Origin of the sequence: Flavobacterium aestuarii (assembly GCF_040049115.1) — a bacterium.
In the GTDB taxonomy this organism is placed as follows: domain Bacteria; phylum Bacteroidota; class Bacteroidia; order Flavobacteriales; family Flavobacteriaceae; genus Flavobacterium; species Flavobacterium aestuarii.
Map to the genome: position 1 here is coordinate 38,677 of NZ_JBDLZZ010000001.1, position 24,883 is coordinate 63,559.

Genomic DNA, 24,883 nt, shown 5'->3' on the forward strand with positions numbered 1-24,883 from the left:
TTAGTAGGCAAATTTAATATTAATTAACAGAGAACGCAAGGAAAACAAAAAGTTCATTTCAAGTTAAAAGATTCTTTTCCCTGCAACTTATGCTTTTATTTCCTTAAGTTTCGTTTTGAACACATCCAGATTTAAAGATAAATATTTTGCAACGCCATCTTTTGTGTTTTCTTCAATCACCTCTAAATGAGACAGTTTGTTTTTTAAATTTTCTGGTGCATTTCCCATAATCAGCCCCAGTCCTGCAGCGCAAAGCATTTTTTCATCGTTAAAACCATCTCCAAACGTAATGGCCTCTTCAAAAGAATATCCTTCTATTTCCAGTATTTTGGAGATTGCGACACTTTTATCTACAGATTTATCCATAAATTCCAGACAAATAGGCAAACTGAAAGCATGACTGAACACATCGGCATGACTTTCCAGAATTTTTTCTTTTAAAACTGTCAATTTTTGATGATCCTCATGAGTGAAAAATATTTTTATGGCACTAAAATCATTCAGATCAGCAAAATTTACCACCTCTGGCGGGTATGTTAAATCTTTTTGAAATGCATTTAACTTATTATTTGCTTTCGAAGTCTGCCAGACCTTTTCTCTGAACAAAACAGTAGTAATTTCTGGATCAATATCGAGTGACAAAACCGATTTTACTGAATCTGAATCCATATCAAAAGAATACAGCAATTCTTTTTGCGGTGAATGAATTCGGGCACCGTTTGATGTTACCAGATAAACAGGAAAATCCAAAGTATTAATAATCGTCATTGCATCCATATGATGACGCCCTGTGGCTACAATAATTAGATAATTCTGCTTGTGAAGTTCTTGAAAAACAGATTTGGTATAGGCTGATATTGTGTGATCAGAGTTAAGTAATGTCCCGTCTAAATCGCTGATAATTACTTTAATTTTTTGTTTCGGCATTTTATATTTCAATTTCATTTTAATCCGTGCAAATTTATTGCTTTTCAACAACATACCCAAAAGTCAGTTTCTATATAGAATCCATTTAACGTAATTATATATATTCATTAACATAAGTCAAAGAATTAAAACTCTTAAACATTTTTTAATTAAAAAGAGAGAAACCCAATCGAGCTTCTCTCTTTTTAATAAATAACATATTGTTTTTTCGATTTAATAATCATTGTTCTCTATCTGTTTATAAGCATCAATAACTTTTTTAACCAATCTATGGCGAACAATGTCTTTATCGTCTAAATAAATAATTCCAATTCCATCGATATCTTTTAAAACCAGTAAAGCTTCTTTAAGCCCTGATATAGTTCTTCGTGGCAGATCGACCTGGCCTGGATCGCCAGTAATCATAAACTTAGCACTTTTCCCCATACGGGTCAAAAACATTTTCATTTGTGAATGTGTGGTGTTTTGGGCTTCGTCCAGAATAACAAAAGCATGATCCAGTGTTCTTCCTCGCATGAAAGCCAAAGGAGCAATTTGTATAATTCCTTTCAAGATATAATCTTCCAGCTTTTCGTTAGGCAGCATATCCCGCAATGCATCATACAAAGGCTGCATGTATGGATCCAGCTTTTCTTTCATATCACCAGGAAGAAAACCAAGATTTTCACCGGCTTCAACCGCAGGTCTAGTGAGGATAATGCGTTTAACCTGCTTTTCTTTTAGTGCCTTTACCGCCATAGCAACCCCTGTATAGGTTTTTCCTGTTCCTGCCGGGCCAACAGCGAAAACCATATCGTTTTTGTTTAACGTATCAACAAGTAATTGCTGATTGGGAGTCATTGCCTTGATGATTTTACCACCTACACCATGAACTAATATCTTGTCGTGGTCAAAAGCTTTTCTGTCATCCTGATCATCACTTTGAATTACGCGCTCAATAACATTATCATCGATAGTGTTGTAACGTGTAAAATGCAGCATCAAGCGCTGAAAACGCTTTTCAAATTCATCTAAAATATCTTTGTCACCAAATGCTTTAAGCGTAGTGCCTCTGGCGACAATTTTTAGTTTTGGATAGTATTTTTTAATTGACTCTAAGTGAGAGTCATGTGTACCCCAAAAGTCTTTTGGAGCAATGTCGATAAGCTCTATGATTCTTTCGTTCAAAATAAGAAGTTTTTAAGTTAATCCATTGAATTTACATCAATTCAACCCTTGCGCTGTAATATTGTATTACAGTTTTTAATTACTAAATCTGTAGGCAATAACACTAAAAAACATCTTTTCCAGAATTTGGGTAATTCTGGTTCTAATTATACATTAGCTTTTAATTTTTTTAACATTTTTTCATTCAATAAATCCGAAGGCTTAATGGACAAAATTTCGCAAAGATTGTTGTTAAATAGCAACTCTACCTCTGCTTCATTGAATACTTTAATTTTTTGTTTTTTAACTTTAATTTTCTTGTCTAAAATATCTGGTTTAGCCGTTTCGCTTTCAGAAATATTTTCCTGCCCAAATGAATTCATAGCAGTAAATAAAAGAAATACAATAAAAATAAACTTTGACATGGTATTTGTGGTATTTGTTTTAATTCAAAATGAATTTGTGCATAAATAAATTATAAAATACTTTAGCTTTGCATTTTTCAAATTTAAGAAAAAAAAAGTTTCTTATACTGTAAAGTTCAATAGTTATAAACAATTTTATGTCAATAATTACCCTTACTACCGATTATGGCTTGAAAGACCACTTTGTTGGTGCATTGAAGGGAAAAATATTGTCCGAGTATTCTGAAGCTTCCATTGTTGATATTTCACATTACATCGATCCTTTTAACACTGCTGAAGCGAGTTACATTATTTCAGCTTCGTACAACAGTTTCCCAAAAGGAACTGTTCATATTATTGGTGTTGATTTGGAAGCTAATAAAGAAAATCAGCATATTGTTATGCAATGGAATGATCATTTTTTTATTGCAGCGGATAACGGCATATTGAGCATGCTTTCGCAAAAGATTATTCCGCAGAAAATCGTCACCATTACCATACACGATCGCCTGCATAGCGAAGCAACCGATCTTGATGTATTTGTAAAAGTAGCCTGCCATATTGCCAAGGGCGGTGCATTGAGTGTTATTGGCAAAGAAATCACAGTCTTAAAGGAAGTAACCGATCTACAAGTCGTTTTATCGGAAGATGGAAACCAGCTAAAAGGAAACGTTATATATATTGATCATTTTGGAAATGTGGTGACCAATATTTCCAAAAAGCAATTTTTGGAATGCTCGAAAGGAAGAGCCTATGAAATTGCTTTTAAAAACCAAACCATTAAAACTATTTTACCTTATTATTCGGCTATTGCCAGCTCGGATAAATATCCTGTAAAATATTATGAAGGAAACAAACTGGCTATTTTTAATGAAGCCGGTTATCTCGAAATCGCCATTTTCAGGAGTAATCCTTTAACTGTGGGTTCTGCCAGTACATTATTGGGACTTAACTATAGAGATGTGATTACAATTAGGTTTAAGAATTAAGATTTTTGATTGCTGATTAACGATTTTTGATTTAAGATTTTAGAAAAAAGAATCAAAGAGAAAATAGAGTTTAGATTGAAGATTTTAGAAAATTAATTTAAAATAGAAAAAATAACGGTTGGTAAAACCTGATAAAATGAAGTTTACAACAACAATATTGATATTATTTTTACTCTTTAGTTGTAATCAAAAAAAAGATAATACAAAATTAGACTTGTGTCCAAAAACTGATGAATTAATTAAAAAAACACACGACAAGGATAGAAACTATGCTTTAAACAAACTAAAGCTAGGACATCCTAAAGATTTGAAAAACAAAACTTTACGTATTTGGTGTTTTTATGGAGGTGGTGCAATTTTTTCAGAATTATACGAACTAAATATAGAAAAATCAGAGTTAAAATTGTATTCATATTTAATTGAGGATGTTGATAAAAAAGAATCTAAAGAATTGTCTAAATTTGAATATGTAGTCAAGATCGATGACAAAAAAATTATAGCCGATTTTATAAATACAACAAACAAAAAATCATTTTTAAATATTAGAAGTAGAAATGAATATTGTGAAAGCAGAAGAATCTGTGGCAACAGTTTTGAGATTGAATATATAAATCAAGAAACAATTAAAACATTTAAAGTTGATGATGACATTAAAAACTGTAATAACGAAAATGCTCAGGAATTAAAATATTTTTATTCACAATTAGAAAAACTGATTTCAAAAAAGAACACTTAAAACTAGGAATATTAGATCAATAATCTAAAATCGGTAATCTAAAATCTAAAATCACCATGCTTGTACGAATAGTAAAACTAAGTTTTCACCAAGAACACATTCCCGCTTTTCTGGAAAACTTTGAACTAATGAAAGACAAAATACGAAATGCGCCGGGAAATCGTTTTCTGGAATTGTATCAGGACAAGGACAACAAAAGCATTTTCTTTACTTATAGCTATTGGGAATCAGAAACGGATTTGGAAAACTATCGCAATTCGGAACTTTTTTATAATGTTTGGGAATCCACCAAAAAACTATTCAATGCAAAACCCGAAGCCTGGAGCGTAGATAAATTGGTAAGCCTTCAATAATCAATGACGGATTTTAGATTCCAGACTGCAGATTTCAGATTAAAAACTTAGTATATTTGCGCCTTCTTGTGACAATTTATCGATTAAACAATAAACGAATTAACATAAAAATGAAGTCAATCGTATTTCGCGAAATAAAATCCTTTTTTGGTTCACCAATCGGATATTTGGCAATTGCACTTTTCTTGATTGGAAACGGCCTGTTCCTTTGGGTTTTCGAAGGAGATTATAATATTTTGAATAGCGGTTTCGCCGACTTAACGCCTTTTTTCACCTTAGCGCCATGGATTTTAATATTTCTAATTCCAGCCGTAACGATGCGCAGTTTTTCGGATGAAAAAAAACAGGGAACATTAGAACTGTTACTTACAAAACCCATCAGTGTCTGGGAGATTGTGAACGGGAAATTCCTCGGAGCATTTTTATTAATTGTAATAGCAATAATCCCAACATTCATTTATGTTGCGACAATTTGGACTTTAGGTTCTCCGGAAGGAAATATAGACATGGGAAGTACATTTGGTTCTTATTTTGGGTTATTGTTTTTAATAGGAGCCTATTCTGCAATTGGGATTTTCACCTCTTCAATTTCCGAGAATCAAATTGTTTCCTTTATCATTGCTGTATTTTTATGCTTCTTTTTCTATTTTGGATTTGAGGCGCTGGCATCTGTTTTGCCTAATTTCTCTTCATTTATTTCCTATTTTGGAATGCAGGATCATTACAAGAGTATGAACCGAGGCGTTATAGATACGCGAGATGTACTTTATTTTGTCAGTATTGCCGTTTTATATCTTTCATTCACCGTTTATAACTTAAAATCTATCAAATCGTAATGAGAGCATTCAATATTAAAAACGCCAAATCGTTATTGATTACTGTTGCGGTTGTATTCCTTTTAAACATCGCCAGTAATTTCTTTTTTCATCGTTTTGATTTAACTCAGGATCATCGTTATACCCTTTCACCAACCACATTGAATATCCTCAAGGAGGTAAAAGCGCCTTTATCCATTAAAGTATATCTTCAAGGAGAATTACCTGCTGAATTCAAGCGATTACAGTTAGAATCCAAACAGCTTTTGGAAGAATTTCAGGCTTATAATTCAAATATTATCATCGAATTTGTTGATCCTTTGGAGAACAAGGACGAGAGCATGGATAAGATTAAGGAACTGTATCGAAAAGGTCTTACACCAATAAACATCACTGTTGACGACAAAGGAAAACAATCCCAATCGATGGTTTTCCCTTGGGCAATTGCAGTTTACAACAATAAGGAAGTCAATATTCCGTTGCTGAAAAACATTATGGGAACCAATACAACCCAAAAAGTGATTGGTTCTGTACAGCATCTTGAATATTCTATATCTGATGGAATCAATAAAATATCCAAAGGAAAACAAAAGAAAGTCGCCATTATAAAAGGAAATGGAGAACTTCAGGAAAGGTATTTCGCCAAGTTTCTCATGCAAGTGCGCGAAAGCTATTTTATAGGTCCTTTTACATTGGATTCGGTTGCCAAAGACCCAAACGGAACTTTGAAATCATTGCAGAATTATGATTTGGCAGTCATTGCCAAACCAACCGAAGCTTTTACCGACGAGGAAAAACTGGTTTTGGACCAATTTATTATCAATGGAGGAAAAACTTTATGGTTAGTTGAACAAGTTAATGCCGAAATGGACAGCCTTTACAATCCAACCGGAGCAACATTGGCTTTTCCAAAAGATCTAAACCTAAACGATTTATTCTTTAAATATGGAGTACGCATCAATCCCGACTTGGTTAAGGATGAACAAGGAAGCCCAATAAAACTGGCTAGTGGCGAGCAAGGAAGCGGAACAACCTATCAGGATTTTAACTGGAAATTCGCTCCACAGGTGTATCCAATAAGCAAACATCCAATTGTAAAAAATTTAGGAGGCATCAAATTTGATTTTGTCAATGCAATAGATACTTTGAAAAACGGAATCAAGAAAACCGTTCTATTACAATCTTCCCCTTATTCCAAAAAGATAGGAACACCAATACCCATCAGCCTGAATATGGTTTCCGAACAGACCTCCCCTGCTGATTATCTGAATAAAGGAAATATCCCTATGGCTGTTTTATTGGAAGGTACTTTTCATTCGGTTTTTGAAAATCGTGTTTTGCCTTTTGACGAAAAATCATTTACTGCCAAAGGAAAAGATAGCAAGATGATAGTGATTTCGGATGGTGACATCATAAAAAACCAGCTGGATAAAGCCGGACAGCCTGTCGAATTAGGATACGACCAGCGATCTGGGAATTTATACGACAATAAAGATTTTATGATGAACTGTGTCAATTACCTATTGGACGACACTGGACTTATTAACATTAGAAGCAAGGATCTGGATTTACCTCTATTGGACAAGGAAAAAGTATATGAAAACTACACTTCCACACAGTTCCTAACTATCGGGCTTCCAATCTTAATTTTATTGCTGTTTGGCCTCGGATTTACATTCTTCAGAAAAAGAAAATACCAAAAATAGGATGTTAATAAAAAATTTGCATTACTAGAATAGTTTACGATATATTTGTAAAGTGTATTACAAATCGTATTTAAAAAAAGTACACCATTAAAAACAAAACAATACAGATGAAATTTATAGTATCGAGTTCGTACTTATTAAAACAATTACAAGTTTTGGGTAGCGTTATCAACAGCAATAACACTTTGCCAATCTTGGACAACTTCTTGTTTGAATTAAATAATAGCGAATTAACTGTTTCGGCTTCAGATTTAGAGACTACCATGTCTGCTACGTTGACCATCGACTCTACCAGTAAAGGAAGTGTTGCGGTTCCTGCAAAATTATTATTGGAAATTCTTAAAACTTTTCCGGAACAGCCATTAACATTTACAGTTGAGGAAAACAGTACTATAGAAATCAGTTCAAACTCTGGTAAATATGCCTTGGCGTACGCACCGGGAGAGGAATTCCCTAAATCAGTAAACTTGGACGAACCATCAGTTACATTGGTTCCTGCAGATGTTTTGGCAACTGCGGTCAGCAAAACTATCTTCGCAGCCGGAAATGATGATTTACGTCCTGTAATGTCTGGAGTTTTCTTCCAGTTTTCTCCAGAAGGCTTGATTTTTGTAGCAACAGATGCTCATAAATTGGTAAAATATGCCCGTTCTGATGTAAAGGCATCGCAAGTGGCAGAGTTTATCATGCCAAAAAAACCTTTGAATATCCTAAAAAGCATCCTAAGCACATCTGATGCTGAAGTAAAAATAGAATACAACGACTCAAACGCTACTTTCTCTTTTGACAACTACATTTTATTATGTCGTTTGATTGATGGAAAATATCCAAACTACGAAGCGGTTATCCCAAAGGAAAATCCAAACAAATTAATGATGGATCGTTCTCAATTCTTGAGTTCAGTACGTCGTGTTGCCATCTTCTCAAATAAAACAACACACCAAATTCGTTTGAAAGTGGCTGGTGCCGAATTAAACATTTCTGCCGAGGATATCGACTACTCAAACAAGGCGGAAGAAAGATTGACTTGTGATTACCAAGGAGACGATATGCAAATTGGTTTCAATTCCCGTTTCTTGACTGAAATGCTGAACAACCTGCAATCGGATATGATCATGCTTGAAATGTCATTACCAAACAGAGCCGGAATTCTAACTCCAATTGATGGACTGGAAGAAGGCGAAACCGTAACAATGCTTGTGATGCCTGTAATGCTAAACAGCTAGTTACCTCAAAATACCAAACTAACCAAAACCATTTTTATATTTGAAAAGACCAAAGCTCACTAACCAGAGTTTTGGTTTTTTTTTGATTTAAATCCAAAGAGAAAGATCAGCATTTTTTTAGCAGTAATTTTGCCACCAAAAAAATTGAAAAAAATTTTGCAACAATACCAATAATTGGTATTTTTGGTAAAAAACTATGGCACGAAATACATCGATATTATTAGGAGACTATTTTGAGAATTTTATCAATGAACAAATTGCTACAGGGAAATACAGCTCTGTCAGCGAAGTTGTGAGAACTGCTTTAAGAATATTCGAACAAGAAGAAAATAAAACAAAATCTCTAATTAATGAATTAAAGATTGGTGAAAAAAGTGGTAAAATTAAAAATTTTGACCGCAATAAAAATCTTGAAAAGCTTAAAGCTAATTTTCAAAAATAATGTCAGAGTACATAATTAGTGAAAAGGCACTAGAAGACATAAACAACATTTGGATTTATACGGCTGAGAATTGGTCAGCTGAACAAGCAGACCGATATTATAACTTGATTTTTGACGAAATTGAATATATCGTACAGAATTTTGAAATGGCTCGTGACTTTGATAAAATTCGAAAATCCTATAAATATTCAAAAGTAAAATCACATTTAATTTTCTTCAAAAAACACAAAATTAACCAAATTGAAGTTGTTAGAGTTTTACATGAAAGAATGGATATTGAAAATAGATTGAGCGAATAAATTCTCATGCTTGATTATAATCAAAAACACCGTCCCATAAAGCATCAATCTGGATAAGTGATTTTTCCAACGAAAGAACTTCCCATTTGCCATTGATTTCTACGCCAAGCCCTGTTCTCTTTAGCTTCAGCAAGGCATCTTTTACATCAAAATCGAGAATTGTATTTAATTCTGATGAAAACCAAGACTCAATTTGATGATCTAATTCTTCGGCTGATAATGGTGTTTTGCTTCTGCTTAAAAAGGCATACGCCAAAATAGTTTCCTTGAGCACTTCTTCTTCGGAAGAGTTTAATAATGAATAAAATGCCCCGCTATTGTTTCCCAAATTTTTGAAGTAAAGACTATCTGAAAGCATTTTTGAATACCTGATCTTCTTGTTGACATAATTATTATATTGGCGAAACAAATAGGCTGACAATATCCCCAGTGCAATCAACCCCTGATTTAACGAAGTTTTACTATTCAAAAAATCAATTGCCTCACCCGATTTATATGCGCCGTACATCCCAATCAATGCGGGTATTACCTTGGCACTTAACAACGAAACTCCACCGAAAATAGCCGGTATCCATAAAAGCAATTTATCGGTAGTTGACATCATTGGGATTGCATTTGGAAATATGGTTTCCAAATCATTTTTAGGAACACGCTTGAATATTTTCAGGACTATGGAGCTAGGCTCAACGGGAATCCCCTTTAATTTTACTTTTTTCTTTTTCAGAAAATCGGCATCGTTATAATTAAGATAAATCATAACGCGGTCGTAGTATTCAATCTCAATTTCCTTTTTCCAAAAAAAATATTTTTTTATCTTTTCCTTGGCTTTATGCTCCCCGCGAACATACACTTCATAGTCTTTAAAAGCGTTAAAATCTATCGATAAATCCAAACCAATCAAATCCGAATTCTTAAAAGCGACGTTCAGAGTTTCCTGATCTATGCGAGTATAATTGCTATGATCCAGCACTTTTTGAAGTGTTTCCTTAAAAACTGAAAAATCGCTTTTACCCACAAAACTCTTTTTCTCGTGTTTGCTTAAATCTGGGTCAAACAAGGCATAATGTTGCTTCAAATTCTTATTAAGATTGAAAGCTTCATAATGATAATAATGCTCGATGATATCGAACAGTTTTTTAAAATCATCAACTCTTTTTGGATCATCAGAAAAAGATGCCAGCTGTTGCTCGAGCAAGAATTCCTTGTTAAAGGGAATGTAATGGCCTCGTGTCATATTAAATTTGGGGATTTAATTTTGGAAGTATTTACAATGCAAAAATAATACTCGCAATGCAATTTTTAAACGATTTTGTATTAAAGCTTTATTAAAAAACAGTTGCGGTATGCAGTTTGGTGAGAACAGAAAAAAGATTATAGAACTAAATAATTCAACACTAAAAACTGAACACCACCAACTATCAACCACCAACTATCAACTATCTTTTAAATCACTCCCATCTTTTTCATTAGGAAAGTGGCACTCTTGTTTTGACAAATACCATCACGAAGTTTGTAATCAAAATGCAATTCGTCGTTGCTGATTTCAACCTCAAAGCATTTGTTGGTTAATGTATCCGGATATTCATTTGTGGTCAGGCAAACTTCTATATCATGAGTTGCTATGGCACCGATGGCTTTTTTGGCAATTACTTTTTTGACTACTTCGATGGTTCCGTTGCGTTTATCATCTGAGTTGGTACCTCTCAGGATTTCATCAAGAAGTACAAAAGCAGGCTTCTCTTCCAATTCATCCATAATTTGCTTCAAGCGCTTGATTTCGGCAAAGAAATATGACTCACTATCCGATAACGAATCGGAAAGTCGCATCGAAACCAAAACTGGCAACGGATGTACGCTTGCCTGACTCGCACACACAGGAGAACCCATACCCGAAAGCACCATATTGATTCCCAGACTACGCAAAAATGTACTTTTTCCCGACATATTGGAACCTGTCAAAATCATAAACGATTGTGGCTGAAACTGCACCTCATTCCCTACTCTGGTTACAGGATTCAGCAATGGATGGCTTATATTGGAAAAAGAGATTTCATAATTAGAATTTAATTCAGGATATACAAAATCAGGATTATTATATCCAAAATTGGCCAAGCTATTCAACATTTCAAATTCGCCTATCACTTCCAGCCATTCTTCCAGTACAACAGCGTGCTGTTTTTTCCAAGTAATCATCGATTTTAAAACGTGAAGATTGAAAAGGAATGTTCCGTTGAACAATATTGCGGTTACAAGGTTGCCTATGCTTTCCATCTTGGAAAATAATTCAGCTAAATGCTGAAGATGAGCACTTGCTTTCTGATTCTGAAAGTACAGTTTTTGCTGTAACGCAATCAGCTTTTCGGACTGGAAGCTTTCATTTTCAATTTTTTGTACCAAAAGACCGTATTGGCTGATAATCGTATTAATATTGTCGGACTGGGCAATTTCCATTTGAATCCGCTTTGTAAAATTCCCCAAAATACCTAAATTAATTACAAACAAAAAAGAGGAATACGTCAGGAAAACCATGTTTGATGTTGCCAAATAAGCAATAAGACAACTTACAAAAAGCGCAGGAAACAGATAAGAAATCAATACAGTTCCCTTGGACAATGGCTTGCTATTGAAAACGCTCCATTGCAACAAGGTTTTATAAAACGTTTCGTTGTCCTGCCCTACTTTGGCGAAAGCCAAAAACTCCTGACGCCAATTTAGCTTCTTGCTTAATTCGGATACTGCTTGGTGATTCTCCAGTATTTGGTCATTTGGCAAAAGTGTTAATAACTGCTTTGCCAATGTTTTTTTACCGATGAAAGTGGCGGTTCTATTCAGGTTTTGAAACAACGAATGCTCGCCAAAAATATCCAAGTCGTAAGCATACGGATGATGAAAATCATTGAATTCGATACCATTTTTAAAAGGAATTGATTTTCGCTCCAAATAGGCTATTTCATTCTCGTTGATTTCGACCAAGGCCGTTTTTACTTTTTTTTGAAATGACAATCTGGAATGAATTCGCATCAAAAAAAGAAAACCAGCAAACAGTATAATTGCCGTCATGACAAATACTGATTCACCGGTTTTTATGTAATAAAACAAACTTGCCAAAAAAAGCACAATACTGATAAGCCTAAAAAAACTAATCGTATTGTATTTGGTATTGATTGCTTTTAACTCCCTTGAATAGTTTTGGCTATTGCTTTTGTATATTTCCATTTTTCTTTTTTAATGAAAAACAAATGTAAGGAATGACAATGGCAATGGCAAAATCTCAAATTACTAATATCAAATCTCAAAAAACAAAAGTCAAAAGTCAAATCTCAAATTGCAAATTGCAAATCTCAAATTGCAAATCTCAAATTACAAAAATCTAAATTCTAAAATCTAAAACCTACCCTTCTTCATGCAATGCCAAAACAGGTACCGTGGAAATATTGGAAAATTTTTGGGTCAGACTGGGCTGAAACAGCTCGGAAAAAAAATTCCTTTTGTGAGTTATCATCGCCAGCATATCAATGTTTTTATGAGAGACAAAATCCAAGATGGTTTCCTTGACGTAATCGCTATTTGTTATTATAAATTCCACGGATTCAAACTCGAATTCTTTTTTCCATTGATTGATTGTTTCTTCGGCAACATCTGATTTTTCGGTTTTTACGTAGAGACATTTCACCACTGCACTCGATTTTTTGGCAATTTTCAGCACTTGTCTCAAAGCTCCCTTGTCTTTGTCCCTAAAGCGTGTGGTGAAACCAATCGTTTTAATTGGAGTATATTCGGTGTCGAGAGGTATGGTGAGTACAGGCACATTCACGGCGTTTACTACCGCGCCTGTATTGGAACCTATAAAAAAAGCTTCCCAACCGGCAGCACCAGCGGTTCCCATGACAACAAAATCTATATGCTCTTCTTTGACAGCTTTTTTAATACTGTAAATTAAATCGCCTTCCATGATTTTGTGGTTAAGGGCAATGTTTTCCAAATGCTGTTTTTGGGCTATTTCCCGAAGTTTTGGAATCTGTCCTTTAAACATATCGTATTGTGCCAATTGCAAGGAGTCAAAAAGCGTGTAATAATTGTCGGGAGTGAATGCACTTTCGACTATGGGCAATTCGAATGTATGCAATAAAACGAGTTCTCCATTGACAATTTTTGCAAATTCCAAAGCGTGGACAAAAGCATTATTGGCCACTTCGGAAAAATCGGTTGGAAATAAAATCTTTTTCATTTTGTATGAATTTAGGGTTTGACTGTCACAGACTGATTTGTTTATATGTTTTCTTATTTAATAACTTGTATTGTTATGAAACGCATGCGTGAGGGATAGAAGCTGGCTACCGAAGTAGCGCGTATAGCCCGACCCCGTTGAGCAAAGGGGCTGTATATGCGGATTCATGATTTAGCCCCTTTGCTCAACGGGGGCACGCCCAGATTGTAAATACTCTAATTTGACTACTTGACAGATAAAATTGGTATATTGATATTGACTGCCAGTTTTTTGGAAAGGCTTACTTGAAATAGTTTTTCAAAAAATCCCTTGTGTTTTATATGAACAGCCATCATGTTTATGTTATTCTGCTGAATAAAATTTAAAATTGCACCTTCGATATCATCGCTCAAAACGGAATGAAAGGCGATATTGGAGTCCCTGAAGACATTTTTGAAATCGGTTACAAAATCGTCATTGTGCACTTTGTGAGGTGGTTTTATGTTGAGGCAATCGATGTGTGAATTGAGCAATTTGGCCAGATTTTGTGTTTTCTGCAAGGCTTCGATATCGCTAAAATGGTATTTGGTCGTAAATAGTATCTTATTGATTGGAGCAAATTGACAGTCATCAGGCACACCCAAAACTGTTACATTGGATTCGTCCATTATTCTGGTAAGTGTAGTACCCAAAAATATTTGACGCAAATGTGTTGCTCCTTTGGTTCCCATTACAATAAAATCGATGTTTTCGTCTTGGGAAATCTTGAGTATTTCGGCAACCAGACTGCCCTGCATGAGAACGTTGCTGATGGGTATATGCCCTAAATCATTGGCTTGGGCTATGTTTCTTAAAACAGGTACCTCATCCTTATAATTTTCGAATTCGCTCAATTCTTCGTATTCGTAAATTTCCTGTAAGTAAATGGAAACGTCCAAAAAAGCAGGAGAATCCAACTGATACACATGCAGGGTTATAATCTCGGCATTTAGGGCATCGGCGAGTTTTAAGGCGTATATAAACGCATTTTTGGAAACGTCTGAAAAATCAGTTGGAAACAATATCTTCTTCATAGCCATTTATTTAAGTGTGAAATCAATAATATATAAAGTTACAAAACTTAATAGGAATAATGCATGATAATTGTCATAAGTGGCAATTGGCTGTTAGCTTATTGGCTATCCGAAAGTGATCCCCGATAAAAAGTCAAACTGTAAGCAATAGCTAAAGGCTAAAAAATTTGATTACTTTTGCATAAATTTTTGGATTATGATTAAAAACGATTCTATAGTTGCTTTGGCCACTGCATCGGGAGCTGGTGCTATTGCTGTAATTCGGGTTTCTGGTGAGGATGCTGTTGCGATAGCTGATTCGGTTTTTAAATCTGTCAAAAATAAAAAACTGACTGCCCAAAAAACGCATACTCTGCATTTGGGACATATTATGGATGGTGAAAAAACACTGGATCAGGTGCTGGTTTCTATTTTTAGAAATCCAAATTCTTATACAGGCGAAAATACCGTCGAGATTTCCTGTCACGGCTCAACTTATATCCAGCAGCAGATTATTCAGTTATTGCTCCGAAAAGGGTGCCGAATGGCTGATGCGGGCGAATTTACACTGAGAGCTTTCCTGAACGGAAAACTGGATCTTTCGCAAGCAGAGGCTGTAGCCGACTTGATTTCGTCAGATAATGAAGCTTCCCACCAAATTGCAATGCAGCAAATGCGTGGCGGTTTCTCCAATGAAATTGCCAAATTGCGTGAAGAACTGCTCAATTTTGCTTCCCTTATCGAACTCGAACTGGACTTTGCTGAAGAAGATGTTGAATTTGCCGACAGAACCCAATTTTACGAATTATTGAACCGGATTGAATTTGTCCTTAAGCGTCTGATTGATTCATTTGCCGTTGGAAACGTTATCAAAAACGGAATTCCGGTAGCCATTGTGGGAGAACCTAATGTGGGTAAATCGACTTTGTTGAACGCTTTATTGAACGAAGAACGTGCCATCGTTTCGGAGATTGCAGGAACTACCCGAGACACTATCGAAGACGAATTGGTGATTGGCGGAATCGGTTTTCGATTTATCGACACCGCAGGAATACGTGAAACGGCCGATGTTGTAGAAAGCATCGGAATCAAGAAAACTTTTGAGAAAATAGAACAGGCGCAGGTTGTTGTTTATTTATTTGATGGTTTTAAGTTTCAGGTTTCAAGTTCAGAATTTGTGACAGAAATTGAACAGATTAAAAACAGATATCCTCTAAAACCTTTATTGATTGTAGTTAATAAAAAAGATATTTTATCCGAAAACGAAATATTAAATATCACTAACCAGCTAAAAGACCTGAATGCAAAACTTCTTTTAATATCAGCAAAACAGAAGATTGGCGTTGATGATTTAAAAAATGAATTACTATCGTTTGTTAATACGGGCGCATTGCGCAATAACGAAACAATTGTAACCAACACAAGGCATTACGATTCATTATTAAAAGCTTTGGAAGAAATCCAGAAAGTAAAATTTGGCTTGGAAACTGGTCTATCGAGTGACTTAATTGCTTTGGATATAAAAGAAGCTTTATACCAATTTGGGCTGATTACCGGTCAGGTTTCGAATGATGAATTGCTCGGGAATATTTTCGCGAACTTCTGTATCGGAAAGTAGCAGGACAAACCATCAAAAAAACATACGACTTGCAATATATATTTCAGCATTTTGGAGGCATCAGCAATGCAGCATAATAAAGAGGCTGTCTGAATAAAAACTTCGGGACAGCCTCTTTAGATTTTGCGGAACAGATATTTTAGAGTGTTACAACTATTTTTTTTCCATTATATGAGATGGTTTTAACCGTTTTTGCATTAGCATCGCCCAGTGCATTATTATGATCGGCAATAGCAATTCTAAACTTACGGGATTTTAGCATGCCTGAAAAACTGCCTTCCCTGTTTTCAATCGTCAGTGTTTTATCCTTCTGGTTCCATTTAAATCTGATAGTCGAATAATTTCCTTTTTCGTAGTTATAATTATCATTTTCGTCCTCGTAGAGTACAAATTCTCCATCGGCTCCAGGATAAATACGCATTTCAAGATTGTCCCATTTTTTTTCGGAAGTATATTGTACTGCTGGTCCAATAGGAAGTATAGAACCAGCTTTTATGTAAAGAGGCATTTTGTCTACAGGGGTTTCGGTTACTGCTGTCAATCCTCCTTTTTGGTATTCATTTGTCCAGAAATTATACCAGTCACTTCCTTCAGGCAAGTAAACTGGCCACGTTCTGGCGTTATATTGAGTGACTGGAGCGACAAGGATAGAGTGACCAAACAGATATTCATTTCCAATGTCATGAGTTTTTTTATCTGCCGCAAAATCCATAATCAACGGCCGCATAAATGTTCCGCTGTTATGACTCACATCCCATGAGGTGCTGTAAATATATGGCAATAATTTATAACGAAGATTGATTGATTTTTCCTGAGCATCAAAACACCAGCTGCCACGATCACCAAAGTTCCAGATCTCCCTTGGCAGATCTGTACCGTGTGAACGCATCATAGGGCAAAAAGTTCCAAACTGCATCCAGCGTACATACAATTCCTGAAATTCAGGATTACTGTTCCCCCCGCCTTTTTTCCATCGGTCAGCAAAAAAGCCGCCAATATCACTGTTCCAGTTAGGAATTCCCATTAAAGTATAATTTAGTGCAGCCGGAATTTGTTTTTCGAGCATATCCCATGTCGAAACAACATCACCGCTCCAGGTATTGGATCCATAAAGCTGCTGGCCAATAAATCCTGATCTGGTAAGTATCACTGGGCGAATGTTACCATTTGTGGCTCGCTGGTGAGTGGCAATTCCCTTATTGTGCATCATACTGTAAGCATTTTTCACACTGCGATAGCTGCCAAGATAGGTTGGCAGTGCATAATCTGACTCTTTTTTATTGATATGATCAGGTTCTGTAGAATCTAGCCACCAGCCATCATTTTTAATATAGCTGAATATTCCTTTGTTAAGATAACGCCAATAAATATCCAACGCCTCCGGATTGTAAACATCATATGGTCTTGCTCCGCTGTTTGGCGGCCAGGTATCAAAGTTGATGATCATATTTTTACTGTCAAATTCTTTACGCTGGGCTGTCTTGGGACCAAATCCAGGCCAGGTAACAATAAGCAGTTTTGCATTTAGTTTGTGTATTTCATCTGCCCATTCCTTTGGATTTGGAAATCGTTCTTTGTCAAAACTCTGAGAATTCCATGTACTGTCGGTCTTATTATGCTCTGGCCAGTAACGCCAGTCCTGAATTATTACATCAAGTGGAACTTTGAGCTTGCGGTATTTTTTTAAAACATCCAGGCTCTCGTCCTGTGTGTGATATCGTTCTTTACTCTGGAAAAAGCCATAAGCCCATAAAGGAAGCATAGGAGCTTTTCCTGTAAGCTCACGAACCTGGCCAATAACACCATCAGCATTTCCTCCATACATAAAATAATAATCAGCACAATGTCCAAGCCCTTCAAAAGAAAGTTCCTGCGGATTATCGTTAAACTCTGAAATTGAGTAATTGTCCCAATAAACGGCATATCCTTTTACCGAAAGAAAGTAAGGTGAATAAGTTGACATGTTTTCATTTTGCATATGATGAAACGAATTACGGCGGTTAAATTTATTATCCATAATTTGTCCTACACCATACACAGCCTCTTCTTTGTCAAGCAAAAAACCTTCCCTGACTTTATAAGAAGGCGTGCCTGCATCATCAAATGGTGAAAATTGAGTCCCATAATCCTTATCCCTGAGCAGCAGTTTCCCAGATGTGTCATAAAAATAAATCCCTCCGGTTTCCGGATTGATTTCAACATTTACAGATTTACTTTTTAATACTGTATTGTTTCCCTTTTGTTCGAATTTTACAGATACATTTTCAGGTGATTTGACAACCGAAAGACTTTTTTTGTCATAAGAAGCTCCTTGAGGAGTTTTGTATACCCGGACAGTCTTGTCTGAGTAAAACTCGATCTGAATATCGAGACCGTTTACAGAGAATTTTGCTCCCTGTTTTGTCTGCTGGATAATTTGAGCATTAGTCCCAGTAACCATCATGGATAGTACTGCAGCTAGTAAAAAGAAGGTTTTTTTATAAAATTTCATAATTGCTGATTTATGTTTTTTGATACCAGCAAAAATATCAGACAGCAGGCAAAATGAAACAACAACCATGTTGAAATTAACAGTAATTATGTTGATTTCTTTACTTTTTCTGCATATTCAGACGGACGGCAGCCATACATTTCCTGAAAACATCTGCTTAGGTAACTGGAGCTGCTGAATCCTACTTTTTCTGTAATTTCTGAGATACTGAGTTCCTCATCAAGAATTAATCTTGCTGCTCTTTGCAAGCGGATATTCCGAATAAATAAAGAAGGGGATTCATCTAATAATGCAATTAACTTACGATAAAGACCCGTACGATCCATACAAAGGTCACGACTCAGCTGCTCAACCGAATAATCTGGGACACCAAGATTTTTTTCTACTTGCTCCAAAGCTTTTGCTAAAAATACTGCATCGGCCTTGTTTTCAATAGTGCTTTCTATAGGCTGGCTGGTTTCTTCATTTGTTTTTGCAAGATAAATTTCCTTTTCCGATTGAAGAGAATTACATTGCTCAATCAGGTTTCGAACACGGACCAGTAAAATTTCCTCCCGGTGGCTTCGTTCCAGTTTTTTTCGGGAATAATAAATATAGCCGTAAATAACCGAACAAACAATAGTTATAAAAAAAGAGATAAACAATATATAGGCAGTATTGGTTTTCCACCAGGGCGCATGAATGGTTACCATTAATTCAGTTACCTGCCCATTCCATTCGCGGCTGTTACCCGAAGCCATAACCTTGAGCTTATATGTGCCTGGCGGCAGATTGGTGTACGAAGCTTTCAGTATCCCTTTATTATTTATAGTTTCATTTTGCAGCCCAAAAGCAGTTTCCTGCCAATTATTATCGATGCCTTCCAATTGATATCTATAATAAGTTTGAGAAGGGTTCTGATAGTTAACAGTCGAGAATTCAAAAGTCAGGAAGTTCTGATTGTAAGACAGTTCAATTTTTGAGGTATAAGGTGCGGCCTCCCGCATAATGATCCTATCCTCATATTTTTTTTCTGATTGAACCTTTATACCCCGTAAAAAAAGATTTGTAAAAACAGGCTTGAAAGGCAGTTTTTGGGATTCTTCACTATTGGGATTTAATATATTGAACCCATTAATACCCCCAAAATACAAATTGCCATTGGCCGCTTCAAATATAGCTCCATTAGTATATTCTCCCTCTAACGTTCCGGCATCTGAACCAAAAGCGGTAAGATGAATCTTTCTGTTTATGGAATCTGCCTGCAGTTTGGTTATGCCGTAACTTGTAGTAATCCAAATGTTTTTGTTACGGTCCTCTAATAGGGCGTGTACAAAATTATTAGATAAGCCATCGCTGGTGTACAATGTTTTTCCCTTCCTTTTATCAGGCATATAAAGTTGCAGCCCATCTGGTGTTCCTGTCCATTTCCAGCCATGAACATCAGTAAGTGAGATTTTATAATTGCTGGTTTTTATATTTTGATTCAATTTTTTTAACACCTCCTTTGGCACAGATGAATCAGGAATGGGGGTCAATGTTTTTGAATAATACTTGTATATTGATGATTGGCATTTAACGTATATAATTCCACTCTGATCTTCGGCAAATGCCTGTACAATAATATCTTTTGCATCATTTTCATGAAAATAGGAACGCCCAATATGGATAAATTTGTACCTGAAAGGATGATAATACAACAGCCCCTGATTGAGGGTACCGAGCCACAAACCTTTCTGTCTGTCATAAAAGAGCGTACTTATTTCGGTATTCAAAATGCTCCCATCCACTTTTTTCAGTGTGGGCAGATATTCTTTTTCACCAGTATGGCAATTAATTTTCCAGATACCATTGGTACAGCTGATGTATGCCGTATCCAAATTAACTGCTAATGTATTAAGCGTGTAATTAGTTTCCAGTATTTTTTTCCAAGTACGTTGATGGATATCAAAGAAGAAGAAGCCTCCTCTGCTCCCATTCCGCAATTGATAAAAACCATTATTTCCCTTTACCACCAAAGAGGTGTTTTCGAAAAAAGGCTGCTGCTGGACCGGATAAGAAGCTTTATTATAAAGTTTTCTTTTTGTTTTCAAATCATAACAGATAACTTCGCCAGTATTATAAAACAGATATAAATTATTCTTTTCAGCTGCTAAATCCTGTAATCTTCCTTGATTTGCTGCTATATTCAAAAACTCAGAGGAATTCTCCTTAAATAGTTTTCCAGATATGAGCAGCCATAACTGCTGGCTGGAATCCATAAAAAGATCGTCAACAGGCTGCTTAAAACCTTTGTTCTTAAAATAAGAATCTAAACGGGAGAGGTATTTTTCTGTGCGAAGGTTAACACACATTAATTTATGGCTGTCTTTGATCCAGAGAAGCGAATTTTTTCCCTGATAAATACGATAAAAACCGTCATAGCTATTTAATCGATAAACAGTATTTGAAACCTGATGGATATATTTAAAATGTGCCCCATCATAAATATTGATATTCCCGCTTGTTTTAAAAACCATTCTTCCGTCAGGGAGCTGTAAAATAAAACGGACTTGATTATCACTGAGTCCATGTAAAACATTAATGGGCGAAAAAACAAAATCATTGGCCCTGGCGATGGACATTGAGAAAATAAAAATTGTTATTACTTTGATTATCTTATTCATTATTATTAAGAAATACAGCTTTGCACTCTGTTATTTACATTTTTAAAGATAATAATTTCCTAAGATATTTAAGTTTTCAAAATACTGTAACTATTTTTTTCCTAAAATCTAATGATTATTAATCAGTTAAAAAACATCAATTAACTGATTTGTTTAATTATTAAGCAAAAACAAGGAGATTTTGCTTATTAGCAGTCATTTTGAAGCCATTTGCCGTAAAGTTATCAGGGAACTTTCTCTAGAGATTTATTCATGAAAATTATTTATATATAGTTTCAAAATCACTAATATTATTAGTTATCAATCAATCAATTAACAACTTATATTAAATAAAAAGTTTAACATAAACATTGCTTAGAAAAAAACGAGCCTACTATTGAAAATCAATAGTAAACCCGTTTTTAAAAATTTTATTTTAAAGTATGCTTACAAGATTATATTACAATCTTATTTAATATATTTTTGTCAAACACATTTAAAAAGATGAAAAAAGACTTGTCTTAGCCATCTTATCTGAAGAAAAATCTACTGTAAGGCCTTGCCCATAATTCCCTTGGAAAAATTCTACCTTAACTGGGTATGAACCTTTCTTCAAAGTAAGTGATGCACTTTTTTCTTCAAATGCGTGCGATCCATCATTGTTTATAAGCAATTGATCATTGATATAAAATTTACTGCCATCATCTGATGCGATGTAGAAAGTGTATTTACCATCGGCAGGGATATTTATGAATCCGTTATAAACTACACCATAATTATTGGCTTCGTGATTAATTTTACCTAAATCAAAATCAGGAACATATCCTTTATCAACTGGAGTAAGCGTACTGAAATCGGGCATTTTATCCCACGCACCTTTGTACAGACTATAGCTTAATCCAGATTTTTTATTAAAAAATATTTTGGAAACTGCCGAACTGCAGGCACCGTTCCCTTCTGGACATGCTATAGCGTTTACACGTACCGGAACTGGAACTTCTATCGCTTTTGTATACAGTTTAGAATTGCGAGACGGAACAGATCCATCAGTTGTATAATATATTTTGTCGGTTCCTTTGTTTACAAATTCGATTTTGGCTTTCGCTCCAGAATCCAATGCGCTTTCGGCAGTTTTAAATTCTGGTCTTTCGGCAATATTTCCATATTTTTTGAGCAGTTCATAATAGGGCTTGAAATCCTTATTTGTTTCGCTGGCTGACTGGATCAGCAAAAGAGCATTATTCCAGCGATTGTCAAACTTGTCAATTCCAGATTTAATATCTGCAAGATTATATTCTAGGCTTTGTCCAAATTGAGAAAGCGATATAATCCCCGAAGCATCATATAATCCGTCATTCCAATTGTGCTCTACACGGAAAGTCTCGAATTTTTTCATGTATTTAAGCTGTGCCTTTTTACCTGAAAGAAGCTGCTGGTCATAATCTGGAAACTGCACCTGAACTGAAACTTTAGTATTGGTTGCAAATTCTGGCAAATATACCTGTGTTTCAAAATCATTTCCTGCATAGGTCCAGGTTCCTGCTTTAGCCACAGTACTGTATGGAATGTTTTGCCCATTAACAGTTACCCGGGCTGGAGGAAATGAGCAAGGAAAACGAAGTTCATAACCTCTTGATGTCAGCATTCCTGGAAATGAGCCTTCAACAGGTGCGATAGCAATGTTCATTGTATTTCCTGTACGCTCAAAACTAACTGGAGTATAACTAAAAGCATCTTTCTTGAAATTATTGTTATTGCCTTCATCTTCATATAACCTCAACGATCCTTTTTTTCCTGGAAAGAAAGAAAGTATCAGCGGGTTAAGCGGTTTTTCATCGGTTCTTGATGCTTTTGGCTGCATTGGAATAATAGCTCCTTCTTTTACAAAAACAGGAATATCTCCCAAAGTAAAAGGCATAGTAACTTTTTTGTTTCCGTCTATGATGCTTCCCGTACTGTATTCGTACCATTTGCCCTCAGGCAGCCAGGTTTCGTGCGAAAGAAAGATATTTCCCTGCTCAATAGGCTTTGTAATTGGATGTACTATCATATCTCTTCCAAACATATACTGGTTAGGGATAGTATATGCATTTTCGTCTTTAGGATAATCGTAATACATCGGGTGAACAGTCGAAACTCCCGTTTCATAAGTATTGCGAGCTTCGTTATACAAATAAGGTACTAATGCATACCTGAGCAGATAAGCATCTCTCATAACAAGGAAGTTTTCCAGAGGATATGCCCATATACGGCGTTCGTGCCAAGGCATTGAAGTTGCATGAGTCCTGAATATTGGACTGAAAATTCCCCATTGGATCCATCTTGTATAAAGTTCTGGAGAGCCGGCATCACCCTGATGTCCGCCAATGTCATGACTCCAATAGCCAAATCCAACATTGGCCGCTGTTGATGTAAAATATGGCTGATACTCTAATGATTTCCAAGTTACGTGTGTATCTCCTGAGAATCCAATTTGGTATCTGTGATTTCCTAATCCTCCCCAGCGGTGAAAAATAAGCGGACGTACTTTATTCTGGCGTTCCATGTCGCTATAATGTACATAATTTAAGTAAAAAGTCGGGTTAACACCTGGAATATTGGTGTTGCCCCATTGCTGCCAGTCTAGCCACCAGAAATCGACACCCGCTTTTTCAATAGGATGCAGCACCAGATTCATATAATTAGTAGCAAATTTTTTATCCGTAATATCAAAAGGGACAAACTTTTTTGTAGCTGGATCTATTCCCATTGCTTTTGCCATTTCAGGATATACCTCTTCAAAAGGCTGTATTCCTGAAGCTGGATGAAGATTTAAACAGGTTTTAAGATTCTGCTCGTCTGTCCATTTCAAAAACTTTTCTGGCGAAGGAAAGAAATTCTTATTCCATGTAAATCCTGTCCATCCTGCATCCTCTCCTGCCTGATCTCTTTGTCTTTGCCCGTTCTTGAAGAATTCCGGCAATGATTTTACGTGCCAGTCAATATCAATTACAAATACATCAAGGGGAACATCATGGGTTTTAAATTCACCAACAAGCTCACGGAATTCAGTATCGGTATATTCTCTATATCTCGACCACCATGCGCCAAAAGCAAATCTTGGAGGCATAGCTATCTTGCCGGCAATATCGGTGTAATCCTTTAAAGCTGTTTTATAATCAGAATCATAAGCAAAAAGATATAAATCCTGTGGCTTATCCCCTGCTGGCCGTGCCATTACCCAAGACCATTCGGAATTATCAAAAAGGGGACGCTCGCTGTCGTCTATCAAATACCATCCATCACGCGAAATTATACCTTGCTCCAATTCTTTGGCTGGACCATCAACTCCATCCAAAGTACGGGTAGTTCCCAAAAGGTTTTTAGTATTAGCAAGTCCAGGCTTCCATGTTGTGGTTTTGCCATTAACAGTAAAATCTACACTGAGATTGCTCTCGGTAAACTTGCCGGAACCTGTTTTATATTTAAGTTTTACTACATCAGTATTAATTTGGAGTACTCCATCCGTTTCTTTTTTGGTAAAAGCAGGCACAGGGAGGTTTCGATTAACAAATGTTAACGAAGCATTGTCAATAAACTTTGCATCGGCACTCCATTCCATGCGGATTACACGTGGCGAAAGTACCGTAAATCTAGCGTTGCCCGAAACTACAACCGCCAACGGATTTGCTTCAGGCTTTAATTCCTGTGCAAATAATGCTGCCGAAGCAAAGCAAAAAATTGTAACTAAAAATTGTTTTGTTTTCATATTCTATTTTAAAATTAATCATAAATAAATATTTTAAACTGTCCTGTCAAAAGCGATGAACTTGTGATTAATGACATAATTTAAAACAAATACTTTTATT

At 35.7% G+C, this 24,883-nt stretch carries 19 protein-coding genes; 9 read left to right on the forward strand and 10 right to left on the reverse strand.

Annotation, left to right across the window (positions count from 1 at the left end; genetic code table 11):
• Positions 1-87: 87 nt before the first annotated feature.
• The 3 genes from ABEG11_RS00175 to ABEG11_RS00185 form a co-directional block, all read right to left on the reverse strand.
• Positions 88-927, reverse strand: coding sequence for a Cof-type HAD-IIB family hydrolase (locus tag ABEG11_RS00175; RefSeq protein ID WP_348822173.1), 840 nt, complete (start codon positions 925-927; stop codon positions 88-90).
• Between the two features lie 213 nt (positions 928-1,140).
• Positions 1,141-2,094: a PhoH family protein gene (locus tag ABEG11_RS00180; protein ID WP_348822174.1), complete on the reverse strand. Its 954-nt coding sequence runs from the start codon at positions 2,092-2,094 to the stop codon at positions 1,141-1,143.
• A gap of 146 nt (positions 2,095-2,240) precedes the next feature.
• On the reverse strand, positions 2,241-2,498 hold the full coding sequence (locus ABEG11_RS00185) for a hypothetical protein (protein ID WP_348822175.1): 258 nt from the start codon (positions 2,496-2,498) through the stop codon (positions 2,241-2,243).
• Positions 2,499-2,635: 137 nt separating this feature from the next.
• On the opposite strand from ABEG11_RS00185, the gene ABEG11_RS00190 reads away from it, so the two are divergent.
• The 8 genes from ABEG11_RS00190 (at position 2,636) to ABEG11_RS00225 (ending at position 9,043) form a co-directional block, all read left to right on the forward strand.
• Positions 2,636-3,466, forward strand: a complete 831-nt coding sequence (locus tag ABEG11_RS00190) for an SAM hydrolase/SAM-dependent halogenase family protein (RefSeq protein ID WP_348822176.1) — start codon at positions 2,636-2,638, stop codon at positions 3,464-3,466.
• A gap of 136 nt (positions 3,467-3,602) precedes the next feature.
• Positions 3,603-4,202 (forward strand): hypothetical protein, encoded by a 600-nt coding sequence (locus ABEG11_RS00195; protein ID WP_348822177.1) that lies wholly within the window; start codon positions 3,603-3,605, stop codon positions 4,200-4,202.
• 56 nt (positions 4,203-4,258) lie between these two features.
• Entirely contained in the window at positions 4,259-4,555 is a 297-nt protein-coding gene (locus ABEG11_RS00200; protein ID WP_348822178.1) for a putative quinol monooxygenase, read from the forward strand.
• Between the two features lie 110 nt (positions 4,556-4,665).
• Positions 4,666-5,391, forward strand: a complete 726-nt coding sequence (gene gldF / locus ABEG11_RS00205; protein ID WP_348822179.1) for a gliding motility-associated ABC transporter permease subunit GldF — start codon at positions 4,666-4,668, stop codon at positions 5,389-5,391.
• Entirely contained in the window at positions 5,391-7,076 is a 1,686-nt protein-coding gene (gldG, locus tag ABEG11_RS00210; protein ID WP_348822180.1) for a gliding motility-associated ABC transporter substrate-binding protein GldG, read from the forward strand. Before gldF ends, gldG begins: the two co-directional genes overlap by 1 nt.
• Before the next feature lie 107 nt (positions 7,077-7,183).
• Complete coding sequence (gene dnaN, locus ABEG11_RS00215; RefSeq protein WP_348822181.1) at positions 7,184-8,302, forward strand: DNA polymerase III subunit beta; 1,119 nt, start codon at positions 7,184-7,186, stop codon at positions 8,300-8,302.
• 196 nt (positions 8,303-8,498) lie between these two features.
• On the forward strand, positions 8,499-8,744 hold the full coding sequence (locus ABEG11_RS00220; RefSeq protein ID WP_348822182.1) for a type II toxin-antitoxin system ParD family antitoxin: 246 nt from the start codon (positions 8,499-8,501) through the stop codon (positions 8,742-8,744).
• The gene (locus ABEG11_RS00225) at positions 8,744-9,043 is read left to right on the forward strand and encodes a type II toxin-antitoxin system RelE/ParE family toxin (protein ID WP_348822183.1); all 300 of its coding nucleotides are present in this window, start codon (positions 8,744-8,746) and stop codon (positions 9,041-9,043) included. Before ABEG11_RS00220 ends, ABEG11_RS00225 begins: the two co-directional genes overlap by 1 nt.
• Before the next feature lie 4 nt (positions 9,044-9,047).
• Here ABEG11_RS00225 and ABEG11_RS00230 read toward each other — a convergent pair whose 3' ends face one another.
• The 4 genes from ABEG11_RS00230 to ABEG11_RS00245 all read right to left on the reverse strand — a co-directional run bounded on the left by ABEG11_RS00230 (position 9,048) and on the right by ABEG11_RS00245 (position 14,323).
• Positions 9,048-10,277: a TMEM143 family protein gene (locus tag ABEG11_RS00230; RefSeq protein WP_348822184.1), complete on the reverse strand. Its 1,230-nt coding sequence runs from the start codon at positions 10,275-10,277 to the stop codon at positions 9,048-9,050.
• A 209-nt stretch (positions 10,278-10,486) separates the two neighbouring features.
• Positions 10,487-12,259, reverse strand: coding sequence for a MutS-related protein (locus tag ABEG11_RS00235; RefSeq protein ID WP_348822185.1), 1,773 nt, complete (start codon positions 12,257-12,259; stop codon positions 10,487-10,489).
• Between the two features lie 175 nt (positions 12,260-12,434).
• Positions 12,435-13,271, reverse strand: a complete 837-nt coding sequence (locus ABEG11_RS00240; RefSeq protein ID WP_348822186.1) for a universal stress protein — start codon at positions 13,269-13,271, stop codon at positions 12,435-12,437.
• 224 nt (positions 13,272-13,495) lie between these two features.
• Entirely contained in the window at positions 13,496-14,323 is an 828-nt protein-coding gene (locus ABEG11_RS00245; protein WP_348822187.1) for a universal stress protein, read from the reverse strand.
• 196 nt (positions 14,324-14,519) lie between these two features.
• On the opposite strand from ABEG11_RS00245, the gene mnmE reads away from it, so the two are divergent.
• Entirely contained in the window at positions 14,520-15,920 is a 1,401-nt protein-coding gene (gene mnmE, locus ABEG11_RS00250) for a tRNA uridine-5-carboxymethylaminomethyl(34) synthesis GTPase MnmE (protein WP_348822188.1), read from the forward strand.
• 139 nt (positions 15,921-16,059) lie between these two features.
• Here the strand turns inward: mnmE and ABEG11_RS00255 are convergent, their stop codons facing one another.
• The 3 genes from ABEG11_RS00255 to ABEG11_RS00265 all read right to left on the reverse strand — a co-directional run bounded on the left by ABEG11_RS00255 (position 16,060) and on the right by ABEG11_RS00265 (position 24,783).
• The gene (locus ABEG11_RS00255) at positions 16,060-18,411 is read right to left on the reverse strand and encodes a glycoside hydrolase family 31 protein (protein WP_348822189.1); all 2,352 of its coding nucleotides are present in this window, start codon (positions 18,409-18,411) and stop codon (positions 16,060-16,062) included.
• Positions 18,412-18,497: 86 nt separating this feature from the next.
• A complete protein-coding gene (locus tag ABEG11_RS00260) occupies positions 18,498-21,056 on the reverse strand; it encodes a ligand-binding sensor domain-containing protein (RefSeq protein WP_348822190.1) in 2,559 nt (852 codons plus the stop codon).
• Between the two features lie 475 nt (positions 21,057-21,531).
• Complete coding sequence (locus tag ABEG11_RS00265; RefSeq protein ID WP_348822191.1) at positions 21,532-24,783, reverse strand: TIM-barrel domain-containing protein; 3,252 nt, start codon at positions 24,781-24,783, stop codon at positions 21,532-21,534.
• Between the last annotated feature and the right edge of the window lie 100 nt (positions 24,784-24,883).